Annotated in this window: 16 protein-coding genes; 7 read left to right on the top strand and 9 right to left on the bottom strand. The window is 65.3% G+C overall.

Annotated features, from left to right (window positions below):
* Positions 1-19: 19 nt before the first annotated feature.
* Positions 20-1,450, bottom strand: a complete 1,431-nt coding sequence (locus tag E3T48_RS07835; RefSeq protein ID WP_134523460.1) for a CCA tRNA nucleotidyltransferase — start codon at positions 1,448-1,450, stop codon at positions 20-22.
* A gap of 80 nt (positions 1,451-1,530) precedes the next feature.
* On the opposite strand from E3T48_RS07835, the gene E3T48_RS07830 reads away from it, so the two are divergent.
* The 6 genes from E3T48_RS07830 (at position 1,531) to E3T48_RS07805 (ending at position 9,399) form a co-directional block, all read left to right on the top strand.
* Positions 1,531-3,819, top strand: coding sequence for a DUF6049 family protein (locus E3T48_RS07830; protein ID WP_134523458.1), 2,289 nt, complete (start codon positions 1,531-1,533; stop codon positions 3,817-3,819).
* Positions 3,812-5,428, top strand: a complete 1,617-nt coding sequence (murJ, locus tag E3T48_RS07825) for a murein biosynthesis integral membrane protein MurJ (RefSeq protein ID WP_134523457.1) — start codon at positions 3,812-3,814, stop codon at positions 5,426-5,428. Before E3T48_RS07830 ends, murJ begins: the two co-directional genes overlap by 8 nt.
* A 161-nt stretch (positions 5,429-5,589) precedes the next feature.
* Entirely contained in the window at positions 5,590-6,564 is a 975-nt protein-coding gene (trxB, locus tag E3T48_RS07820) for a thioredoxin-disulfide reductase (RefSeq protein ID WP_134523455.1), read from the top strand.
* A gap of 11 nt (positions 6,565-6,575) precedes the next feature.
* On the top strand, positions 6,576-6,899 hold the full coding sequence (gene trxA / locus E3T48_RS07815; protein WP_134523453.1) for a thioredoxin: 324 nt from the start codon (positions 6,576-6,578) through the stop codon (positions 6,897-6,899).
* A gap of 183 nt (positions 6,900-7,082) precedes the next feature.
* Positions 7,083-8,402, top strand: coding sequence for an aminotransferase-like domain-containing protein (locus E3T48_RS07810; RefSeq protein WP_134523451.1), 1,320 nt, complete (start codon positions 7,083-7,085; stop codon positions 8,400-8,402).
* 40 nt (positions 8,403-8,442) lie between these two features.
* Complete coding sequence (locus E3T48_RS07805; RefSeq protein ID WP_134523449.1) at positions 8,443-9,399, top strand: D-alanine--D-alanine ligase family protein; 957 nt, start codon at positions 8,443-8,445, stop codon at positions 9,397-9,399.
* A 1,321-nt stretch (positions 9,400-10,720) separates the two neighbouring features.
* Here E3T48_RS07805 and E3T48_RS07800 read toward each other — a convergent pair.
* From E3T48_RS07800 to rpmH, 8 genes are all read right to left on the bottom strand, one after another.
* Positions 10,721-11,680 carry a ParB/RepB/Spo0J family partition protein gene (locus E3T48_RS07800; protein WP_134523447.1) on the bottom strand — a complete coding sequence of 320 codons (960 nt, stop codon included), beginning with the start codon at positions 11,678-11,680 and terminating at the stop codon, positions 10,721-10,723.
* Positions 11,680-12,618 carry a ParA family protein gene (locus tag E3T48_RS07795; protein ID WP_134523445.1) on the bottom strand — a complete coding sequence of 313 codons (939 nt, stop codon included), beginning with the start codon at positions 12,616-12,618 and terminating at the stop codon, positions 11,680-11,682. Before E3T48_RS07795 ends, E3T48_RS07800 begins: the two co-directional genes overlap by 1 nt.
* Positions 12,619-12,703: 85 nt before the next feature.
* A complete protein-coding gene (rsmG, locus tag E3T48_RS07790) occupies positions 12,704-13,333 on the bottom strand; it encodes a 16S rRNA (guanine(527)-N(7))-methyltransferase RsmG (RefSeq protein WP_134523443.1) in 630 nt (209 codons plus the stop codon).
* A gap of 14 nt (positions 13,334-13,347) precedes the next feature.
* Positions 13,348-13,863, bottom strand: coding sequence for a Jag family protein (locus tag E3T48_RS07785; RefSeq protein ID WP_134523441.1), 516 nt, complete (start codon positions 13,861-13,863; stop codon positions 13,348-13,350).
* An 18-nt stretch (positions 13,864-13,881) separates the two neighbouring features.
* Positions 13,882-14,853 (bottom strand): membrane protein insertase YidC, encoded by a 972-nt coding sequence (gene yidC / locus E3T48_RS07780; protein WP_134523439.1) that lies wholly within the window; start codon positions 14,851-14,853, stop codon positions 13,882-13,884.
* Between the two features lie 8 nt (positions 14,854-14,861).
* Positions 14,862-15,173 carry a membrane protein insertion efficiency factor YidD gene (yidD, locus tag E3T48_RS07775; protein ID WP_134523437.1) on the bottom strand — a complete coding sequence of 104 codons (312 nt, stop codon included), beginning with the start codon at positions 15,171-15,173 and terminating at the stop codon, positions 14,862-14,864.
* Positions 15,174-15,179: 6 nt separating this feature from the next.
* Positions 15,180-15,560, bottom strand: a complete 381-nt coding sequence (gene rnpA / locus E3T48_RS07770) for a ribonuclease P protein component (RefSeq protein WP_134523435.1) — start codon at positions 15,558-15,560, stop codon at positions 15,180-15,182.
* 8 nt (positions 15,561-15,568) lie between these two features.
* The gene (gene rpmH, locus E3T48_RS07765; protein ID WP_134507576.1) at positions 15,569-15,706 is read right to left on the bottom strand and encodes a 50S ribosomal protein L34; all 138 of its coding nucleotides are present in this window, start codon (positions 15,704-15,706) and stop codon (positions 15,569-15,571) included.
* A 396-nt stretch (positions 15,707-16,102) separates the two neighbouring features.
* Here rpmH and dnaA point away from each other — a divergent pair, with 396 nt between their 5' ends.
* Entirely contained in the window at positions 16,103-17,521 is a 1,419-nt protein-coding gene (dnaA, locus tag E3T48_RS07760) for a chromosomal replication initiator protein DnaA (protein WP_134523433.1), read from the top strand.
* The last annotated feature ends 85 nt before the right edge of the window (positions 17,522-17,606 follow it).

Genomic DNA, 17,606 nt, shown 5'->3' with positions numbered 1-17,606 from the left:
GGGGTGACTCCTCCAGTGGCTACTCGCCACGCCCGTCCCACCAGGCCCGCAACCGCCGGGTTGCCTCTTCCTCGCCGAGCGGGCCGTCATCGAGGCGCTGCTCGAGCAGGTACCGGTAGGCCTCGCCCACCTCGCGACCCGGGCGCACACCGAGGATCGCCATGATCTCCTGGCCGTCGAGGTCCGGACGCACCGCGGCCATCTCCTCCTGCTCGGCGAGGACGCGAATCCTGTGCTCGAGGTCGTCATAGGCGAAGCCCAGGCGGTCGGCCTTGCGCCGGTTGCGGGTCGTGACGTCCGCGCGGGTCAGGATGTGCAGGCGTTCGAGCTGGTCGCCGGCATCCCGCACGTAGCGGCGCACCGCCGAGTCGGTCCAGGCTCCCTCGCTGTAGCCGAAGAACCGCAGGTGCAGTTCGATCAGTTTGGCGACGGCCGCGATCGTGTCATTGTCGAAGCGCAGGGCGCGCAGCCTCTTCTTGGCCAGCTTCGAGCCGACCAGGTCGTGGTGGTAGAAGCTGACCACGCCGCCCGGTTCGAGTTTGCGGGTCGCCGGCTTGCCGATGTCGTGCAGGAGTGCGGCCAGCCGCACGATCAGGTCGGGCCCGTCGAAACCGCCGCGGGACCTCTCGTAGCCGATCGCCTGGTCGAGCACGGTGAGCGTGTGCTGGTAGACGTCCTTGTGGTGGTGATGCTCGTCGACCTCGAGCCGCAGCGCGGGGACCTCGGGCAGCACCCGGTCGAAGAGGCCGGACTCGACGAGCAGTTCCAGGCCGACGTGCGGGCTGTCGGAACGCAGCAGCTTGGACAGCTCCTCGCAGACCCGTTCCGCAGAGATGTTGCGGATGCTGTCGGCCATCGCCTCCATCGCCACCGCGGTGTCGACGTCGAGGCGGAAGCCCAGCTGGGCGGTGAACCGGGCGGCCCGCATCATCCGCAGCGGGTCGTCGCCGAAGGACACCTCGGGCGAGATCGGGGTGCGCAGCACTCCGGCGAGCAGGTCGTCGATCCCGTTCGCCGGGTCGACGAGGGTGAGTCCGGGCAGTCGAAGGGCCAGGGCGTTGACCGTGAAGTCGCGGCGCAGCAGGTCGTCCTCGAGGCTCTTGCCGAAAACAACCTCCGGTTTCCTGCTCTGCCCGTCGTAGCTGTCGGCCCGATAGGTGGTGACCTCCACGGTTTCGCCGGCGACCCTGGCGCCGATGGTGCCGAAGGCGCGGCCGATGTCCCACTGGGCGTCGGAAAGGGGCTTCACGATCTCGAGGATCTGCTCCGGGGTGGCATCCGTGGTGAAATCGAGGTCATTGATCGGACGATCGAGGAAGGCGTCACGCACCGGTCCGCCGACCAGGGCAAGCTCGTGGCCGGCCGCGGCGAACGCGTTTGCCAGGGCCGAAACCGGGGGAGTGGCAGCCAGGTCGCCCAGCCGCGTGAGGGCTGTCGCGACGCTCTGCATGACCCCCATGTTAGTTGCTGGGCGCGTCGCCGCCCGCCCCGGGCCGGATATCCCAGCCTGCACGCCGTAGAATCCCCTACATGGTGGCCGACTCAGTTCCTGCGCGTCGGCCTGCGCTCCCCGAACCGCGCTCCGGTCGCCGTCGGCCGGTCGGGGCACTGCTCGGCGCAGTCCTCGCCCTCGTCCTGACCGCGGCCACGCCTCTCGCCGCCATCGCCGGTCCCGCCGCAAGTCCCACCGGCCAGGCGCGCGTTTCAACCAGTGCCGTGCCCCCCAATTCGGTGAGCATCGCCGTTGCGCCGGTGTCATTGAAGCCGTTGCGCGTCGGCGAAGACCTCACCGTCACGGTCACCATCAAGAACGGGACTGCCGACCCGATCGCCCCCGGCACGATCGACCTCTACCTCGCCGATCGCGCGCTGACCAGCCGCTCCGCGCTGAACAACTGGCTCCACCCCGAGAAGGCCGGGAAGCCGGGCGACCTCATGAAGAGCGAGGCCATGAAGGCCCCCGTGCAGCCCGACAGCACCGAGATCATCACGGTCATCGTGCCGGCCGACTCCGTGGGCCTCACCGCCGGGAACGCGTGGGGTGCTCGGGGGATCGCGGTCACCCTGACCAACACCGGCGACATCAAGGCCCAGGGCCGTGGCACCTTCATCTGGTATTCCGACGAGGAACTGACCCCGGTGAACGTCGCCGTGGTCATGCCGATCACGGCACCTGAGCAGACGACCGGCCTGATCCCCGAGAAGGCGCTCGAAACGTTCACCGGCCCGACCGGCGTGCTCACCCGGCAGCTGGAAGGCGTGATCGATCGGCCGGTCGCCATTGCCATCGACCCGCAGATCATCGTGTCCATTCGCATCCTGGGCAGTTCGGCGCCGCCCGGTGCGATTGCCTGGCTCGACCGGCTGGCGCAGGCGAGAAACGAGATATTCCCGCTCAGCTATGCAGATGCGGACCTCGCCCTCCAGACGCAGTCCGGAGCCGCGAGTCTCCTCGCGCCGACCTCATTCGACCAGGCGATCGACTCCACCCTGTTCGCCACTCCCACAGCGACGGGCACCCCGACGGCAACGGCGACCGCGCCTCCTGCTCCCTCCAGCGTTCCGGCTCCGTCCGCCACCCCCACCCAGCCGCCCGGTCCGGTCGGCGGAGCCGCCCCGACCACCGAACAGCTGCTCGCCTGGAATTACACCGCGACCGACATCGGCTGGCCGCACGAGGGTTCCGTTGCCGCCGCCGATCTCCCGGTCTTTGCGGCCGGCGGCCTCAGCACGACGATCCTGGCCGGCAGCAACGCGACCCAGTCCGACGGTGACATCACCCCGAACACCGCCGTCTCCTTGGGCGCCGCGGCCGGAACGGGACTCGTCGCGGACGATCCGCTCTCGGAGGCCCTGCGCACGGCCGCCCTCTCGACGTCCGACGACGCCTGGCGTGAGGCAATGGCCGAAGTCGGCTCGCAACTCGCGGTCGTCTCGGCGGAGAAGCCCGGCACGACCCGCACCCTGCTCGCCACCTTCGATCGCGGCTGGCCACCAAGCGCCGGCCGACTCAGCCAGACGCTCGACGCCCTCGCGGCTCTCTCCTGGCAGGCCCCGGCCACGCTCACCGCCGCGCGTTCCGCCACCACCGTTGACGTCAAATTCGAGGGCCGCACCGAACCCGCCGACCGCGTCGAACTCGCCAAACGGCTGCTCGTGCGGGAGGCCGAAGTGGTGGCGTTCTCCTCGGCCCTGACCGTCCCCCTGACGGTGACCGCCGACCACCGCATCACCCTGCTCTCGCTGCTGTCGAACTCCTGGGCATCGCAGCCGGGCAGTTGGAGGGATGCCGTGGACACCAGCCTCGTCGATTCCTCCGCCCTGCTGCGGTCGGTCTCGGTCTCGACCAAGGGTCCGATCAACGTCCTCGGCAGCAAGGTGGACATCCCCGTCACGCTGGACAACGCCCTGGGCCAGGCCGTCACCGTGCGCGTGCAGGTTGTCCCCTCCAACGGGCGCCTGCTGGTGGGCGGTGACGTCGAATCCACCATCGAGGCGCAATCCGCCCGCACCGTGCTGGTCCCCGTGACCTCGGCGGTCGGGAACGGAGCGGTGACCCTGCGGGTGACCCTGTTCACCCCGGCGGGCACCATGATCGACCAGCCTGCCCTGATCCCGATCAATGTGCGCGCCGACTGGGAGGGCCTGGGCTCGCTCATCTTCGCGGCCGCCGTCGTGCTGTTCTTCGGTTTCGGGGTGTGGCGCAACATCCTGCGCCGACGCCGGGACCGCGAAGAGCCCGCCACTGCCACCGACCCCGCCGCCGCCGGAGCTCCGACGGCCTCCTCGAACGATCCCGGGACGGAGCCGCATGCCTAAGACCGGCAGCATCGGTCGTGCGAGCGCCTTCCTGGCCTCCGGCACGATCGTGTCCCGCATCCTCGGTTTCATCAAACTGATCGTGCTCGCCGGTGTGATCGGCCAGGTCGGCCAGAGCACCAACGCGTTCGCCGTCGCCAACCAGTTGCCGAATACCGTCTACGTCATCGTCGCCGGCGGCGTGCTCACCGCTGTGCTGGTACCCCAGATCGTGCGGGCCAGCCTGCACGACGACGGCGGCACCGCCTACATCAACAAACTCGTCACCCTCGCCCTCGTCATCGTGGGCGTCACCACCCTCGTCGCCACGGCGCTCGCCCCGGTGCTGACGCTGATCTACGGCTCAAACCTCAAGCCTGGTCCGCTGGCCCTGGCGACAGCCTTCGCGTTCTGGTGCCTGCCGCAGATCTTCTTCTACGGCCTGTACACGGTGCTCGGCGAAGTGCTCAACGCCCGCAGATCCTTCGGCCCGTTCACCTGGGTCCCCGTGCTCAACAACGTCGTCGCGATCGCCGGCCTGGTCGTCTTCGCCGCGCTTTACGGCGCCGACCCCGACGGCGCACGCGCGGCGGGCACGTTCACCCCGGCCATGATCGCCGTGCTGGCGGGAAGCGCCACCCTTGGCGTCGTGCTGCAAGCAGTCGTGCTGTTCTACTTTTGGCACCGGATCGGGCTGCGCTTCCGACCCGACTTCCACTTCCGCGGGGTCGGCCTCGGCGCGGCCGGCAAGATGGCGAGCTGGACCTTCGGGATGCTGCTGCTCACCACGCTCGCCGGCATCGTCGAGACGCGGGTCGTCACGCTGGCCGGTGACACGGATGCGTCCGTCGCCGTGCTGAACACCGCCTGGCTGATCTTCATGCTGCCCCACTCGGTTATCACCGTCTCGGTCGCCACGGCATACTTCACCCGGATGAGCGAGCACGCCGCTGAGGGCAAACTCGACCTGGTGCGCACGGATGCCTCGTCCGCCATCCGCGGAACGACGCTGATCATCGTGCTCGCCTCTGCCGTGATCGCCGTCTGCGCCTACCCGTTCGCCGCGGTCTTCGTCTCCAGGTTCGACCAGGTGCAGGGTATCGGGAACGTGATCGTCGCCTATGTGCTCGGCCTGGTCGCCTTCTGCATCCTCTTCGTCATCCAGCGCACCTTCTACGCACTCGGCGACACCCGCACGCCGTTCGTCTTCACCCTGTTCCAGGTGATTCTCGTCATCGTCGGAGTGCTCGCCTGCGCCCTTCTGCCAAGCCAGTGGATCGCGGCCGGAATCGCGCTCACGGTCACGGTGTCCGGGACCGCCCAGGCCGGATTCGCGGCCTGGCTGCTGCGTCGGCGGCTCGGCGGGATCGACGGCAGGCGCATCATCCGCAGCCTGGTCAGGTACCTCGTGGCCGCCGTGCCGCCCATCGTGCTCGGTCTCGCGCTGCTCTTCGTTCTCGGCGGCATGCAGGAGAACGGCTTCGCCCTGTCGGGGAAGGCCCAGGCCATCGCCGCGATGCTACTCATCGGCGCGTCCATGTCGGCCGTCTACTTCGGACTGCTCCTGCTGATGCGGAGCGACGAACTCCGCGGCTTCCTCGCCCCGGTGTTCGCCCGCCTCCGACGCTGAGCGCGGTTCCCGCCGAGCAGGCTCGGGACCGTCCCGGCGCCCCGCTGTGTGCGCGCTGTGGGCGCAGCGGGGTTACGGAATAGCATCCGATTAGGATGTGTTGTACCCGGCAGCGAGGCAAGTCACCACTGCCGTGCCCCCGATTCGAAGGAGTTCCCCGCGTGCGCCAAATCATCATCATCGGCTCAGGACCGGCCGGTTTCACGGCCGCCATCTACGCCGCACGCGCCAACCTGAAGCCGCTGCTGATCGCCAGCTCCGTCGAGGCCGGCGGTGAACTGATGAACACGACCGAGGTCGAGAACTTCCCCGGCTTCCCCGACGGGATCCAGGGCCCGGAGTTGATGGCCAAGATGCAGGAGCAGGCCGAACGCTTCGGCACCGAGGTCGTCTACGACGACGTGACGGCGCTCGAACTCACCGGCGCGACCAAGACCGTCGCTCTCGGTTCCGGTGAGACCCACGAGGCCCTCGCCGTGATCTTCGCCACCGGTTCCGCGTACCGCAAGCTCGGGCTCGCCGACGAAGAGCGCCTGTCCGGTCGCGGCGTGTCCTGGTGTGCCACCTGCGACGGTTTCTTCTTCAAGGAGAAGACAATCGCCGTGATCGGCGGCGGTGACTCCGCGATGGAGGAGGCCACCTTCCTGACCCGGTTCGCCAGCAAGGTCTATGTCGTGCACCGCAAGGACACGCTCCGTGCCTCGAAGATCATGCAGGAGCGGGCGTTCGCGAACCCGAAGATCGAATTCGTCTGGAACTCCGCGGTCGTCGGCATCACCGGCGCCGAGGCCGTCGACGGCTTGCGCCTGCGCAACACCGTATCCGGCGAGGAGACCAGCCTCCCGGTCGGCGGAGTCTTCGTCGCCATCGGCAACGACCCGCGCACCCACCTCGTGCACGCACAGCTCGACCTGACCCCCGAGGGCACCATCGCTGTCGCCGGCCGCTCGTCCAAGACCAGCCAGACCGGCGTCTTCGCCGCGGGCGACGTCATCGACCCGACCTACCGCCAGGCCGTGACGGCCGCCGCATCCGGCACCGTCGCCGCGCTCGACGCCGAGCACTACCTCGCTTCCCTTCCCGCGGACCTGCTGGCTGGCGCCGGCGAGACCGAACTCGTAACAGTCACCAACTAAGGAGCAACCACATGTCTGCACGCGCCGTTACCGACGCGACTTTCGACCAGGAAGTCATCAACAACGAAAAGACCGTTCTGGTCGACTTCTGGGCCGAATGGTGCGGCCCGTGTCGCGCCGTCAGCCCGATCCTCGACCAGATCGCGAGCGAGCACGCCGACAAGATCGACATCGTCAAGCTCAACGTCGACGATTTCCCGGCCCTCGCCGCGAAGTACCAGATCACGTCCATCCCCGCGATGAAGGTGTTCCAGAAGGGTGAGGTCGTCAAGACCGTCATCGGCGCCAAGCCCAAGGTCGCCCTCGTGGCCGACCTGGCCTCCTACCTGGCCTAGGCCAGTCACCGGGCCTTCAGGCCGGCACACGCGAAGACCCGCCCGGCACCAGCCGGGCGGGTCTTTCCGTACCAAACGTCCCACGTGGCCCGAGCGCCCCTGCACGCTGGCCGGAAGGCGCCGTGCGGACCGGCCCCCGCGCGACACCGCCTACGATTGAAGCCACACCAGAACGGAAGTGACGTGACAGGACAGGGTTCACCCCAGACCGGCAACAATCTCGACCCGTGGTATCACCACTACGCCGAGCGAGCCGCGGGGCTGCGCGCCTCCGAGGTCAGGGCCCTCTTCGCCGTAGCCTCCCGCCCCGAGGTGGTGTCCCTCGCCGGAGGAATGCCCTTCGTGGCCGCTCTGCCGCCGGACCTCGTGATCAACGCGATGGGACGGGTCATGCGCGAACAAGGCCCAACCGCCCTGCAATATGGCTCTGGTCAGGGAGTTCCCGCTCTCCGGGAGCAGATCCTCGAGGTGATGGCCCTGGAAGGCATCCATGCCCACGCCGATGACGTGGTCGTCACAACCGGCTCCCAGCACGCCCTCGAGCTCGTCAGCAAACTCTTCCTCGACCCTGGCGACGTCGTGCTCTCGGAGGGACCCAGCTACGTCACGGCCATGGTCATCTTCAAGTCCTACCAGGCCGAGGTCGACCATGTCCCCATGGACGAGCACGGTCTCATCCCGGACGCGCTGCGTGAGCACATAGCCGGCGTCAAGGCCGAAGGCAAGACGATCAAATTCCTGTACACGATCCCCAACTTCCACAACCCGGCCGGAGTCACCCTGAGCTGGGCCCGCCGGATCGAGATCCTCGAGATCTGCCGCCGGAATGACATCCTCGTGCTCGAAGACAACCCGTACGGCCTGCTCTACTTCGACCAGCCGGCCCCGGATGCGATGCGTTCACTCGAACAGGACGGCGTCGTGTACCTCGGCACCTTCTCCAAGACCCTCGCCCCGGGGTTCCGCGTGGGCTGGGCGCTCGCGCCCCACGCCATCCGTGAGAAGCTCGTGCTCGCCAACGAGGCCGCCGTGCTCTCCCCGAGCTCATTCAGCCAGCTTGTCATCTCGGAGTATCTCTCCAGCGCCGATTGGAAAGGCCAGATCAACACCTTCCGGGGCGTGTATCACGAGCGGAAGAAGGCCCTGCTCAGCGCCCTCGACGAATACCTTCCCGAGTTGACCTGGACCAACCCCAACGGCGGCTTCTACGTCTGGGTCACCCTCCCCGACCGCCTCGACTCCAAGGCCATGCTTCCGCGCGCCGTCAAGGAGCTCGTCGCGTACACGCCAGGCACGGCGTTCTTCGCGGACGGCGACGGTCGCCAGAACATGCGCCTATCCTTCTGCTATCCGACACCCGAACATATCCGAATTGGCATACGTCGCCTCGCTACAGTGATCCGCGATGAACTCGACCTGCTCGACACCTTCGCCGGAACGGGGTCCTTGAATCCACACCGGGAGAGATCGCGGTTCAGTTCGCCGCCACCCGACATCTCCTAGACCCTCACCGCACCGGCCAGAACAAGGAAAAACCCTGATCATGAGCGAATTAGCTAAACTCGACATCATTGTCCTCGCCGGTGGCATCTCACACGAACGCGACGTCTCACTGCGTTCGGGCCGCCGGGTCGCGGACGCACTCACCAGCCACGGCCACACCGTGACCGTGCTCGACCCGCAAGCCGGGCTGCTGGCCGACCTGACGCATCGCCGCCCTGACGTGATCTGGCCCGTGGTTCACGGTGCGACCGGTGAGGACGGCGCTCTCCTTGCCCTACTCGAGACGACCGGGATTCCCCACGTCGGTTCGCGCGGCGGCCCCGCGGGACTGGCATGGTCGAAGCCGACGGCGAAGGAACTCGTCCGTCGGGCCGGCTACCCGACGCCTGACTGGATCGCCCTGTCCAAGGAAACCTTCCGTGACCTCGGTGCCGCGAGCGTGCTGGAGCACGTGTTGTCAGCACTGCCGACTCCACTCGTCGTCAAGCCGGCCGAGGGTGGCTCGGCCCAGGGTGTCACCATCGTCGAGACGTCGGCGGAATTGCCGCGCGCGATGGTCGACGCATATACCTACGCCTCCGTGGCGCTCGTCGAAGAGAAGGTCAACGGCACCGAACTCGCGGTCACCGTGATCGACACGGGTGACGGACCCAGGGCACTCACGTCGGTGGAGATCGTTCCCCTCGTCGGGGTCTACAGTTTCGAGGCCAGGTACAATGCCGGCGACACCCTCTTCTACGCGCCTGCCCGGATCTCACCAGAGGTTGCCGCGCGGGTCGCCGAAACAGCCGTGGCAGTACACACTCTTCTCGGGCTGCGACACATCTCCCGAATCGACCTCATCGTCGATGAGGATGGCACGCCATGGTTCCTCGAAGCCAACGTGCTTCCGGGACTGACGGAGACGAGCCTCGTTCCGCAATCGATTGAGGCATCGGGGCAATCCCTCGGCGCCGTCTACGAAGCCCTCGCCCAGGCAGCACTCGCCGGAAACTGATTCCCGCACTATCGCGTTGCTTAGTTTCACGTGAAACATCGACGGTCATCGACGGATGACGTTGCCGGCGCTTGACGACGTCTCACCATTCGCCCGAATTTCCGGATTCGACCGCACTGAATCCCTTTTTTCACGTCACCAGGATTGATCCTAAGCCCCGCCACGCGAATCCATTCGGACCGTATTTCTCCTGATTCTCGACAAATTGTGCCGATTCCCGAGCATTTAACAGACAATCTGCGAATCCGCAATTCTGCCATGATCCTTTTTCTTCGGTCACGCACTTCGCCTTCCCGCAGGCCGGGCGCCGTTGAGTTCCCCGACGAAGGTGTTGAGGCGCGACTTCGAGGACTTCAACGCCGACCTGAGTCCCACCAGCCGGTACAGACACAGACGCAACACGCTAACCTCCCGTGTCCCACCCCGCCTCTCACGCTGCGAGTTGCAGTGCGCGGCAGGGCCGGGAAGGCGAATGAGGGGAAGGGTGGTGCAGGGCGAGAGTCCGGGTGCGCACTCTTGCGGGCGCCGAGCAGCCAGGCACTTCCGTCGTTGCCGCACCGGGGCAGCCCCGTCCTGGTGCGCTACAGCCCATCGTCTCCGTGGATGACCCCCGGGTCATTGACCCTAGAGACGTGCAACACCCGGATACCCCAAGCGTTCCATTGTCTATCCTCGCCAGCCGTTACCGACGCCTGCCGGCCGTCATCCTCAGCCAATCCGCCCGGACAACTGGGACGATCCCCTTCCAGACCAGATTGCCGCCGACCGTACGCGCCAGCCGCCCCGCACACTTGACCTCGGCAAGGTCGACATGCAACGGTTGCGCAGCGAGGAAGCAGCGGCCGCCAGTACCGACTGGGAATAGGACCGCGGATCCTCAACGAAAAGAAATGCCGGCCGGGATGGAGGCTTGCGATGGATCCTGAAGCCCACAGGGCGCCGGGCAGCCAATCCTCACCCATCCACTCGGAGCGTCATCATGATGCTACGGGCGCCGGCGACCCTCGGGCGCAACTGTCAGGGAAAGCCCAATTCCCTCAGTCTGCAATACCCCGGCACTGGCACCGTCCCTACCCCTCGCCTCCAGCACCGATGTTTCACGTGAAACTATGCCAGGGCTCACGGCCCCCGACGTGAGCCTCCCCCGGCCACGGGGAGTGGGGGAGTCGGGGAGCGGGGGAGTGGCGGTGGCGCTGGCGGGTGGCGGTGCGGCAGTGGCATGTGATGGGCAGTAAGGCGTGCGGAATCGACCAGGTGCCCACCGGAATGGAGTAGCGAAGCCGAGCAGGTGCCACCTGACCGCCAAACAAGACGAAAGCGATCAGCTCGCGCCGAAACCCGGTTCGCCAATGACGCCCAGGATGCGGTTCAAGTCCCCGATAGTAGCAAAATCCACCGTGATCTGGCCTTTTCGTGCACCAAGATGGATCTTCACCCGCGTGTCGAGGCGATCACCGAGGTGCTCAGCGATCTCGTCGAGGTGCCCCTGCCTGCGTCCGGCGGAGGGCTTCGCCTTTGTCGGGCGAGGTTCGGCCGTGGCCGCCGTCTCCGCCGCACGCACGGACAGGTCCTCGTTGACGATCTTCTCGGCAAGCCGAAGCATCCCCTCGGGGTCACGAACCGAGAGGATGGCCCGCGCGTGACCGGCCGTGAGCACACCGGCGGCGACGCGAAGCTGAACCGCCTCCGGCAGCTTCAACAGTCGGATGGTGTTCGTGATCTGAGGGCGTGACCGGCCGATCTTGAGGGCGAGTTCGTCCTGGGTGATGCCGAAGTCGGCCAGGAGCTGCTGGTAGGCCGAGGCCTCCTCCAGGGGGTTGAGTTGAGCGCGGTGCAGGTTTTCCAGCAACGCGTCGCGCAGCATGTCGACATCCGCGGTCTCCCGCACGATGGCCGGGATGGAGTCGAGCCCCACCTCTTTGGTGGCGCGCAGCCTGCGCTCGCCCATGACCAGTTCATACTTCCCCGGCAGCTCCGGGATCGGTCGCACCACGATCGGCTGCAGAACCCCGACCTCGCGGATGCTGTGCACCAGCTCGGCCAGGTCACTCTCGTCGAAGACGCTCCGGGGCTGTTGCGCGTTCGGGACGATGTCCGCAGGATCGAGGTGAGCGAGACGCGCCCCCGGGACGGGCAGGAGGTCCTGGGACTCCACCGTCTCAACCGGCCGCAGCGCCTCGGAATACGGGAAGAACACGTCGACCGGGCGGGCGAGCGTCGGGTCGTCCTGGATGGGGATCAGGGCACCGATTCCGCGGCCGAGGCCTGTTCTCTTCGCCATTACTGTCGTTCTCCTGTCTGGGGCGCGCCCCGTCGGGCGATTTCCGCTGCCGCTTCGAGGTAGGAGAGCGATCCTGCGGAGTTCAGGTCGTAGCTGATGACGCTCTGGCCGTAGCTCGGAGCCTCAGAAACGCGCACAGACCGGGGAATCAGGGTGTCCAGCACCTGGTTCGGGAAGTGGTCCCGCACATCCTGCGCCACCTGGTTGGCCAGGTTGGTGCGGCTGTCGTACATCGTCAGCAGGATCGTCGATACCGTCAGTTCGGGGTTGAGATGCTTTTCGATGAGTTCGATGTTCTTGAGGAGCTGACTGAGCCCTTCGAGGGCGTAGTACTCGCACTGAATCGGAATGAGCACCTCGCGCGCGGCGACGAAGGCGTTGATGGTGAGGAGGCCCAATGACGGCGGGCAGTCGATGAAGACGTAGTCATAGGGATCGTCCATCGTCTTCAGGTGCACCGCGAGGGCGCGGCTGAGCCGTTGCTCCCTCGCGACGAGGGAGACCAGCTCGATCTCGGCGCCGGCAAGATGGATGGTCGCGGGCACGCAGTACAACGAGCCGACCTCGGGGCTCTCCTGAACGACATCGGCCAGGTCCATGTCATTGACGATGACGTCGTAGACACTGGCAGTCTCGGCCCGGTGTTCGACGCCGAGCGCGGTTGAGGCATTGCCCTGGGGGTCGAGGTCGATCACCAACACGCGGGCACCCTGCCTGGAGAGCGCCGCCGCGAGGTTGACCGCGGTCGTAGTCTTGCCGACCCCGCCCTTCTGGTTCGAGATGGTGATGACGCGGGTCTGCTCGGGTTTCGGCAGCTGCTCGGCCGCGATCACCTGCCGCCGGCGCGTCAGTTCGGAGATCTCGCGCGCCAGGGGAGTGGTGTCGTCGAACCCTGGGGCGGTCTTGGTGCCTTGCTGGTTTTCGCCAGGATGTTTCACGTGAAACCTTTGCAGTCGACGGTTAATGAGCCATCCAGAGGCCCCGAATCTGCCCGAAAATGTCGCTCAGGCCAATAATCGGGGACTAATCAACTGTAGCCCTAATGACCCTCGTGACGTCCGGAAGCACACCCTCGCCAAGGGTGATTACCTCCACATTGCCGAGATGATACTTGCGGATGGCCTTCGCCGCGGCCTCGATCTCGCCCTGAGCGCCCGCACCCTTCATCAGCACCAGCTCTCCGCCCGACCGGAGCAGGGGAGCGGTGAGGGGGATCAGGGTGCGGAACGCACTCACTGCCCGCGCGGTGACCTGATCCAGGCGCTGGGGGAGTCTCACATCCTCGGCCCTCGCCCGGGTCACGGTTGTGTTTACCAGGCCGAGCGCTGTGACCTGCTCCGTCAGCCAGGCGACCCGACGCTCCATCGGTTCGATCAGGACAAAGGACACGTCCGGTCGGGCGATGGCCAGGACCAGGCCGGGCAGCCCGGCGCCTGAACCGACATCTCCGACCAGGCCGGGCCGGAGCAGGGGAGCGACGATTGCGCAGTTGAGGATGTGGCGGCTCCAGAGCCGTGGAAGCTCGAGCGGGCCGATCAATCCGCGTTCTTCGCCCTGGTCCGCGAGATTGCGGGCGTAGGCGCGCGCAACGTCAATCCGTTCCCCGAACAGGTGGGCGGCGACGGCCGGCTCGGCCTCGAGGATCTCAGTCACGGGTTCGAGTGCTGTCAGGAGGCGGAGATGACCGTGTGGCGGTCACGGCCCTCGCCCTTGGACTCCGAGACATAACCGTGCTCCGAGACCAGGTCATGCACCAGCTTGCGTTCGTATGAGGACATCGCCGGCAGGGAAGCCTCGGCGGCCCCACCCTCGATGCGCTCGATCGCGCGAGCAACCAGAGAAGCCAGCTCGGCCTGCCGGGCATCGCGCGATCCACCGATGTCGAGGATCAACCGCGAAAACGAACCGGTCTTGTTCTGCACGGCCAGGCGGGTGAGTTCCTGGAGCGCGTTCACGGTCTCCGGCTTGGACAGGAGCCTGAGGTTGTCGGCATCCGTCGCCTGCACGGAGAGGTAGGCCCGTCCATTGCGGGCATCGATGTCGATGTCACCGTCGAGGTCGCAGATGTCGAGGAATTCCTCGATGTAGTCGGCGGCGATGTCCCCTTCCTTCTCGAGCTGGTCGAGGGTGGGGGAGTCTTCGGCCGGGGCATCCGCGGCGATCACGTCAGTGTTCTCAGTCACGTTGGTCTTCTGTCTTTTCTACTTCTTGGGGCCGGTTTGCTTCTTGGCACGACTCTTGGCGATCGGCTGCTGGCGCTGCGGCTTCTTGGGCTCTTCGACAACGATAACGTCCCCGTCGGTGGCGATGAGCTTACCCTTGCGGGCCAGCCGCTCCTCGCGGGCCTTGGCAGCCTCGCTGCCGGGAGTGGGCATGTTCCGGATGACCAGGAACTGCTGGATCATGGTCCAGACGTTGGAGGTGAGCCAGTAGAACATAACGCCCAAGGGGAACGCCACACCGGAGAAGGCGAAGACCAGAGGGAGCAGGTAGAGCATGATGCGCTGCTGCTTGAACATGGGGCTCGCCTTGGTCTCCGGCGACATGTTCTTGGAGACGATCTGCAGCTGGGTGATGAACTGCGACGCGGTCATCAGCACAACCATCGTGGCCGCGATAATCATGACCGCCACGTTGAAGGGGTTGCCGGCGATCATCGAGGTCCACTGGGTAGCGAACGAGTCATGCAGGGGCGCATCGCCGAACAGGGTGGCACTGCCGAAACTCTTGGCCAGCGAACTGTTGAGGGGACCGACACCGGCCTGGCTGCGCTGGGCGTCATTCAATACGGAGAACAGCGCGAAGAAGATCGGCATCTGCAGCAACAAAGGCAGGCAGGAACTGAGCGGATTCGTGCCGGTGCGCTTGTAGAGTTCCATGGTCTCGCGGGACATGGCCTCCCGGGAGAACTGGTCCTTCTTGCCCTTGTACTTGTCTTGGATCTTCTTCAGCTGCGGAGCAACCTCGAGCATCTTGCGCTGGCTCTTGATCTGCTTCACGAAAATGGGGATCAATGCGGCCCGCACCACGATCACGAGACCGACAATGGACAGCACCCAGGTAATGCCGTCGTTGTACCCCATCCCGAGGTTGGAGAAGAGCCAGTGGAAGGCAACGAGCAGAAGCTCGACTCCCCATTTCAGAGGCCAGAGAATCGTACCTAGGAGGTCCATACTTTGGGTCAGCCCTTTCCGTGGCTCGGTGCGACAACAAATCCAAACGGCGTCACCGTGTAGCGACGCTTTCGCTTCAGGGGAACGTCATCGATCCCACCTTCGGCCCACGGATGACACCGAGCAAGCCTGCGCGCGGCCAGGCCCGATCCGACCACGAGGCCGTGTTCCTGAACGGCCCCGAGTGCATAGGCCGAACAAGAGGGATAGTACCGGCAGACATCGCCATACAGCGGTGAGATCACGGCTCTGTACGCGCGTAGCAGAACGACTCCGCCATTGCGGGGGAACAGCAGCACGGTCGCGATCGCCCTATTCATCGATGGTCATCGATTCCCGGGGCTCGGCACCGGGTCAACTCGAACGCCGGGTTGACGCCGGTATTTGGCCAGCGCCCCCTCGACCTCGGAATACAACTCGGGCCAGGAAACAGCGTTCGCCGATGGCAGGGCGCGGATGACGACATCCGTGCCTGGGCGCACCAACGGCAGTAGATCAAAACTGGCTGCTTTCAGCCGCCGCCGAACGCGATTGCGCCTGACGGCGTTCCCGACATTCTTCGCCACGATGAAACCGAACCGAACCGGCTCCCCATCGGGGTTCCGGCGCAGATAGGCAACCAGGTGTGGGCCAACGACCCGCACACCGCGACGCACGACCATCTTGTAGTCGTCACCGCTGGTGATGCGATTGGCCCCCGCGAGCACGAGAGTGCTTAAGCGGAAAGTTCGATGCGACCCTTACGACGGCGAGCACCGAGAATCGCGCGGCCGGCGCGGGTGCGCATGCGAAGGCGGAAGCCGTGCACCTTGGCGCGACGGCGATTGTTCGGCTGGAACGTTCTCTTGCTCATAGTTTTGTCTCCACGTGTTAAATCTCCGCAGGCCAAAACAAGCGGCCGGGAAAGAGTGAGGTAGCCCTCGGGCTGGGGTCAACTGATTAAAACTACGGCTTCGACCTCTGCGGGTCAAACTCGAAGTCCCCAAAAGATCGATTCTGCACAAGAATTCACCTGAGTTGGGCAAGACACGCGCACGGAAGGGCAACAAATTTTGCCTCACCGTTGCGGATTGGCTACCGTGAGGACAAGTTATCCACAGGTTTTCAACAAACCCTGAGAATTCAGCCTTTTTTGCACACAGGTGGTGGATAACCTTGTGGATGCTTGGGCTGGAAGACGCGTTCAGAGACGAGTTCGCACCGCCGTCTCCGTCGTTTTGAAGGCAACAAATAAGGATAACGGGGAACCATGGCCACCGACGAACAACCCATCGCAGACACCTGGCGAGCAGTACTAACCAGCCTGGAGTCCGACGACACCATCACACCGATGCTTTACGGCTTCCTCAACCTGGTCGAACCCAAGGGCATCGCCGCGGGCACCTTTTATCTCGAGGTGCCCAACGAGTTCACCGCGAGCATGCTCAACCAGCGGATGCGGGTGCCGCTTCTAACCGCCATGAGCCAGCTGTCCGAATCCACCGCGGTCTCGACCTTCTATGTCGTGGTCAACCCGGAGCTGGAGAAGGAATCGATCCGCCCGGTGCAGGAGACGCTGTCCGCGCCCGACGTGAACACCCCGGCCGCACCGCAGTCCGTCTTCGAGAGCACCTCACCCGAACGCCCACACGACACCCGGCTGAACAACAAGTACAGCTTCGACAACTTCGTGATCGGACAGTCCAACCGATTCGCACACGCTGCCGCGGTCGCGGTCGCGGAAGCGCCCGCGAAGGCCTACAACCCGCTCTTCGTCTACGGCTCGTCCGGACTGGGCAAGACCCACCTCCTGCACGCCATCGGCCACTATGCGATGAGTCTCTATCCCGGCATCCGGGTTCGCTACGTCAGTAGCGAGGAATTCACCAACGATTTCATCAACTCGATCGCGAACAACCGCGGCTCTGCATTTCAGGCCCGGTATCGCAACATCGACATCCTGATGATCGACGACATCCAATTCCTCCAGGGCAAGGCGGAAACCCAGGAAGCGTTCTTCCACACCTTCAATACATTGCACGACCACAACAAGCAGGTGGTCATCACCAGCGACCTGCCGCCCAAGCACCTCACCGGGTTCGAAGACCGGATGCGGTCGCGGTTCGAGTGGGGCCTGATCACCGATGTGCAGGCTCCCGACCTCGAGACCCGCATTGCCATCCTGCGCAAGAAGGCCCAGAGCGAAAAGCTGCAGGTGCCGCACGACATCCTCGAGTTCATGGCGTCGAAGGTCTCCTCCAACATCCGCGAGCTCGAGGGGACGCTGATCCGGGTCACCGCCTTCGCCAGCCTCAACCGCACCCCGGTCGACATGGACCTGGTCCAGACCGTGCTCAAGGACCTCATCACGCTCGACGAAGACAATGTCATCGCCCCGGTTGACATCATCACGAACACTGCGGATTACTTCAAACTCACTGTCGACGACCTCTACGGTTCTTCCCGGTCCCAGGCCGTCGCCACGGCCCGTCAGATCGCCATGTACCTGTGCCGTGAGCTCACGAATCTCTCACTGCCCAAGATCGGGCAGCTCTTCGGCAACCGCGACCACACCACAGTGATGTACGCGAACAAGAAGATCAGTGAACTGATGAAGGAACGGCGCTCGATCTACAACCAGGTCACAGAGCTCACCAATCGCATCAAACAGAACCACCGCTACAAATAGGGCGCAGAATCCCTCAGTTTCACACCTGTGGAAAACCCTGTGGAAACTCTTTGGACAACAGGGTTGAACCTGTAGAAACTCCGGC

Origin of the sequence: Cryobacterium fucosi (assembly GCF_004403515.1) — a bacterium.
Taxonomy (GTDB): Bacteria; Actinomycetota; Actinomycetes; order Actinomycetales; family Microbacteriaceae; genus Cryobacterium; species Cryobacterium fucosi.
Note: the sequence above shows the minus strand (reverse complement) of the source record. Positions and strands in the feature narration are given on the sequence as shown.

What these genes read in the sequence shown, in the direction of transcription:
- yidD (WP_134523437.1), bottom strand. Translation starts at nt 15,173, where the DNA reads ATGAATAGGGCGATCGCGACCGTGCTGCTGTTCCCCCGCAATGGCGGA.
- dnaA (WP_134523433.1), top strand. Translation starts at nt 16,103, where the DNA reads ATGGCCACCGACGAACAACCCATCGCAGACACCTGGCGAGCAGTACTA.
- trxA (WP_134523453.1), top strand. Translation starts at nt 6,576, where the DNA reads ATGTCTGCACGCGCCGTTACCGACGCGACTTTCGACCAGGAAGTCATC.
- rpmH (WP_134507576.1), bottom strand. Translation starts at nt 15,706, where the DNA reads ATGAGCAAGAGAACGTTCCAGCCGAACAATCGCCGTCGCGCCAAGGTG.
- E3T48_RS07835 (WP_134523460.1), bottom strand. Translation starts at nt 1,450, where the DNA reads ATGCAGAGCGTCGCGACAGCCCTCACGCGGCTGGGCGACCTGGCTGCC.
- murJ (WP_134523457.1), top strand. Translation starts at nt 3,812, where the DNA reads ATGCCTAAGACCGGCAGCATCGGTCGTGCGAGCGCCTTCCTGGCCTCC.
- E3T48_RS07800 (WP_134523447.1), bottom strand. Translation starts at nt 11,680, where the DNA reads ATGGCGAAGAGAACAGGCCTCGGCCGCGGAATCGGTGCCCTGATCCCC.
- E3T48_RS07830 (WP_134523458.1), top strand. Translation starts at nt 1,531, where the DNA reads ATGGTGGCCGACTCAGTTCCTGCGCGTCGGCCTGCGCTCCCCGAACCG.
- E3T48_RS07805 (WP_134523449.1), top strand. Translation starts at nt 8,443, where the DNA reads ATGAGCGAATTAGCTAAACTCGACATCATTGTCCTCGCCGGTGGCATC.
- yidC (WP_134523439.1), bottom strand. Translation starts at nt 14,853, where the DNA reads ATGGACCTCCTAGGTACGATTCTCTGGCCTCTGAAATGGGGAGTCGAG.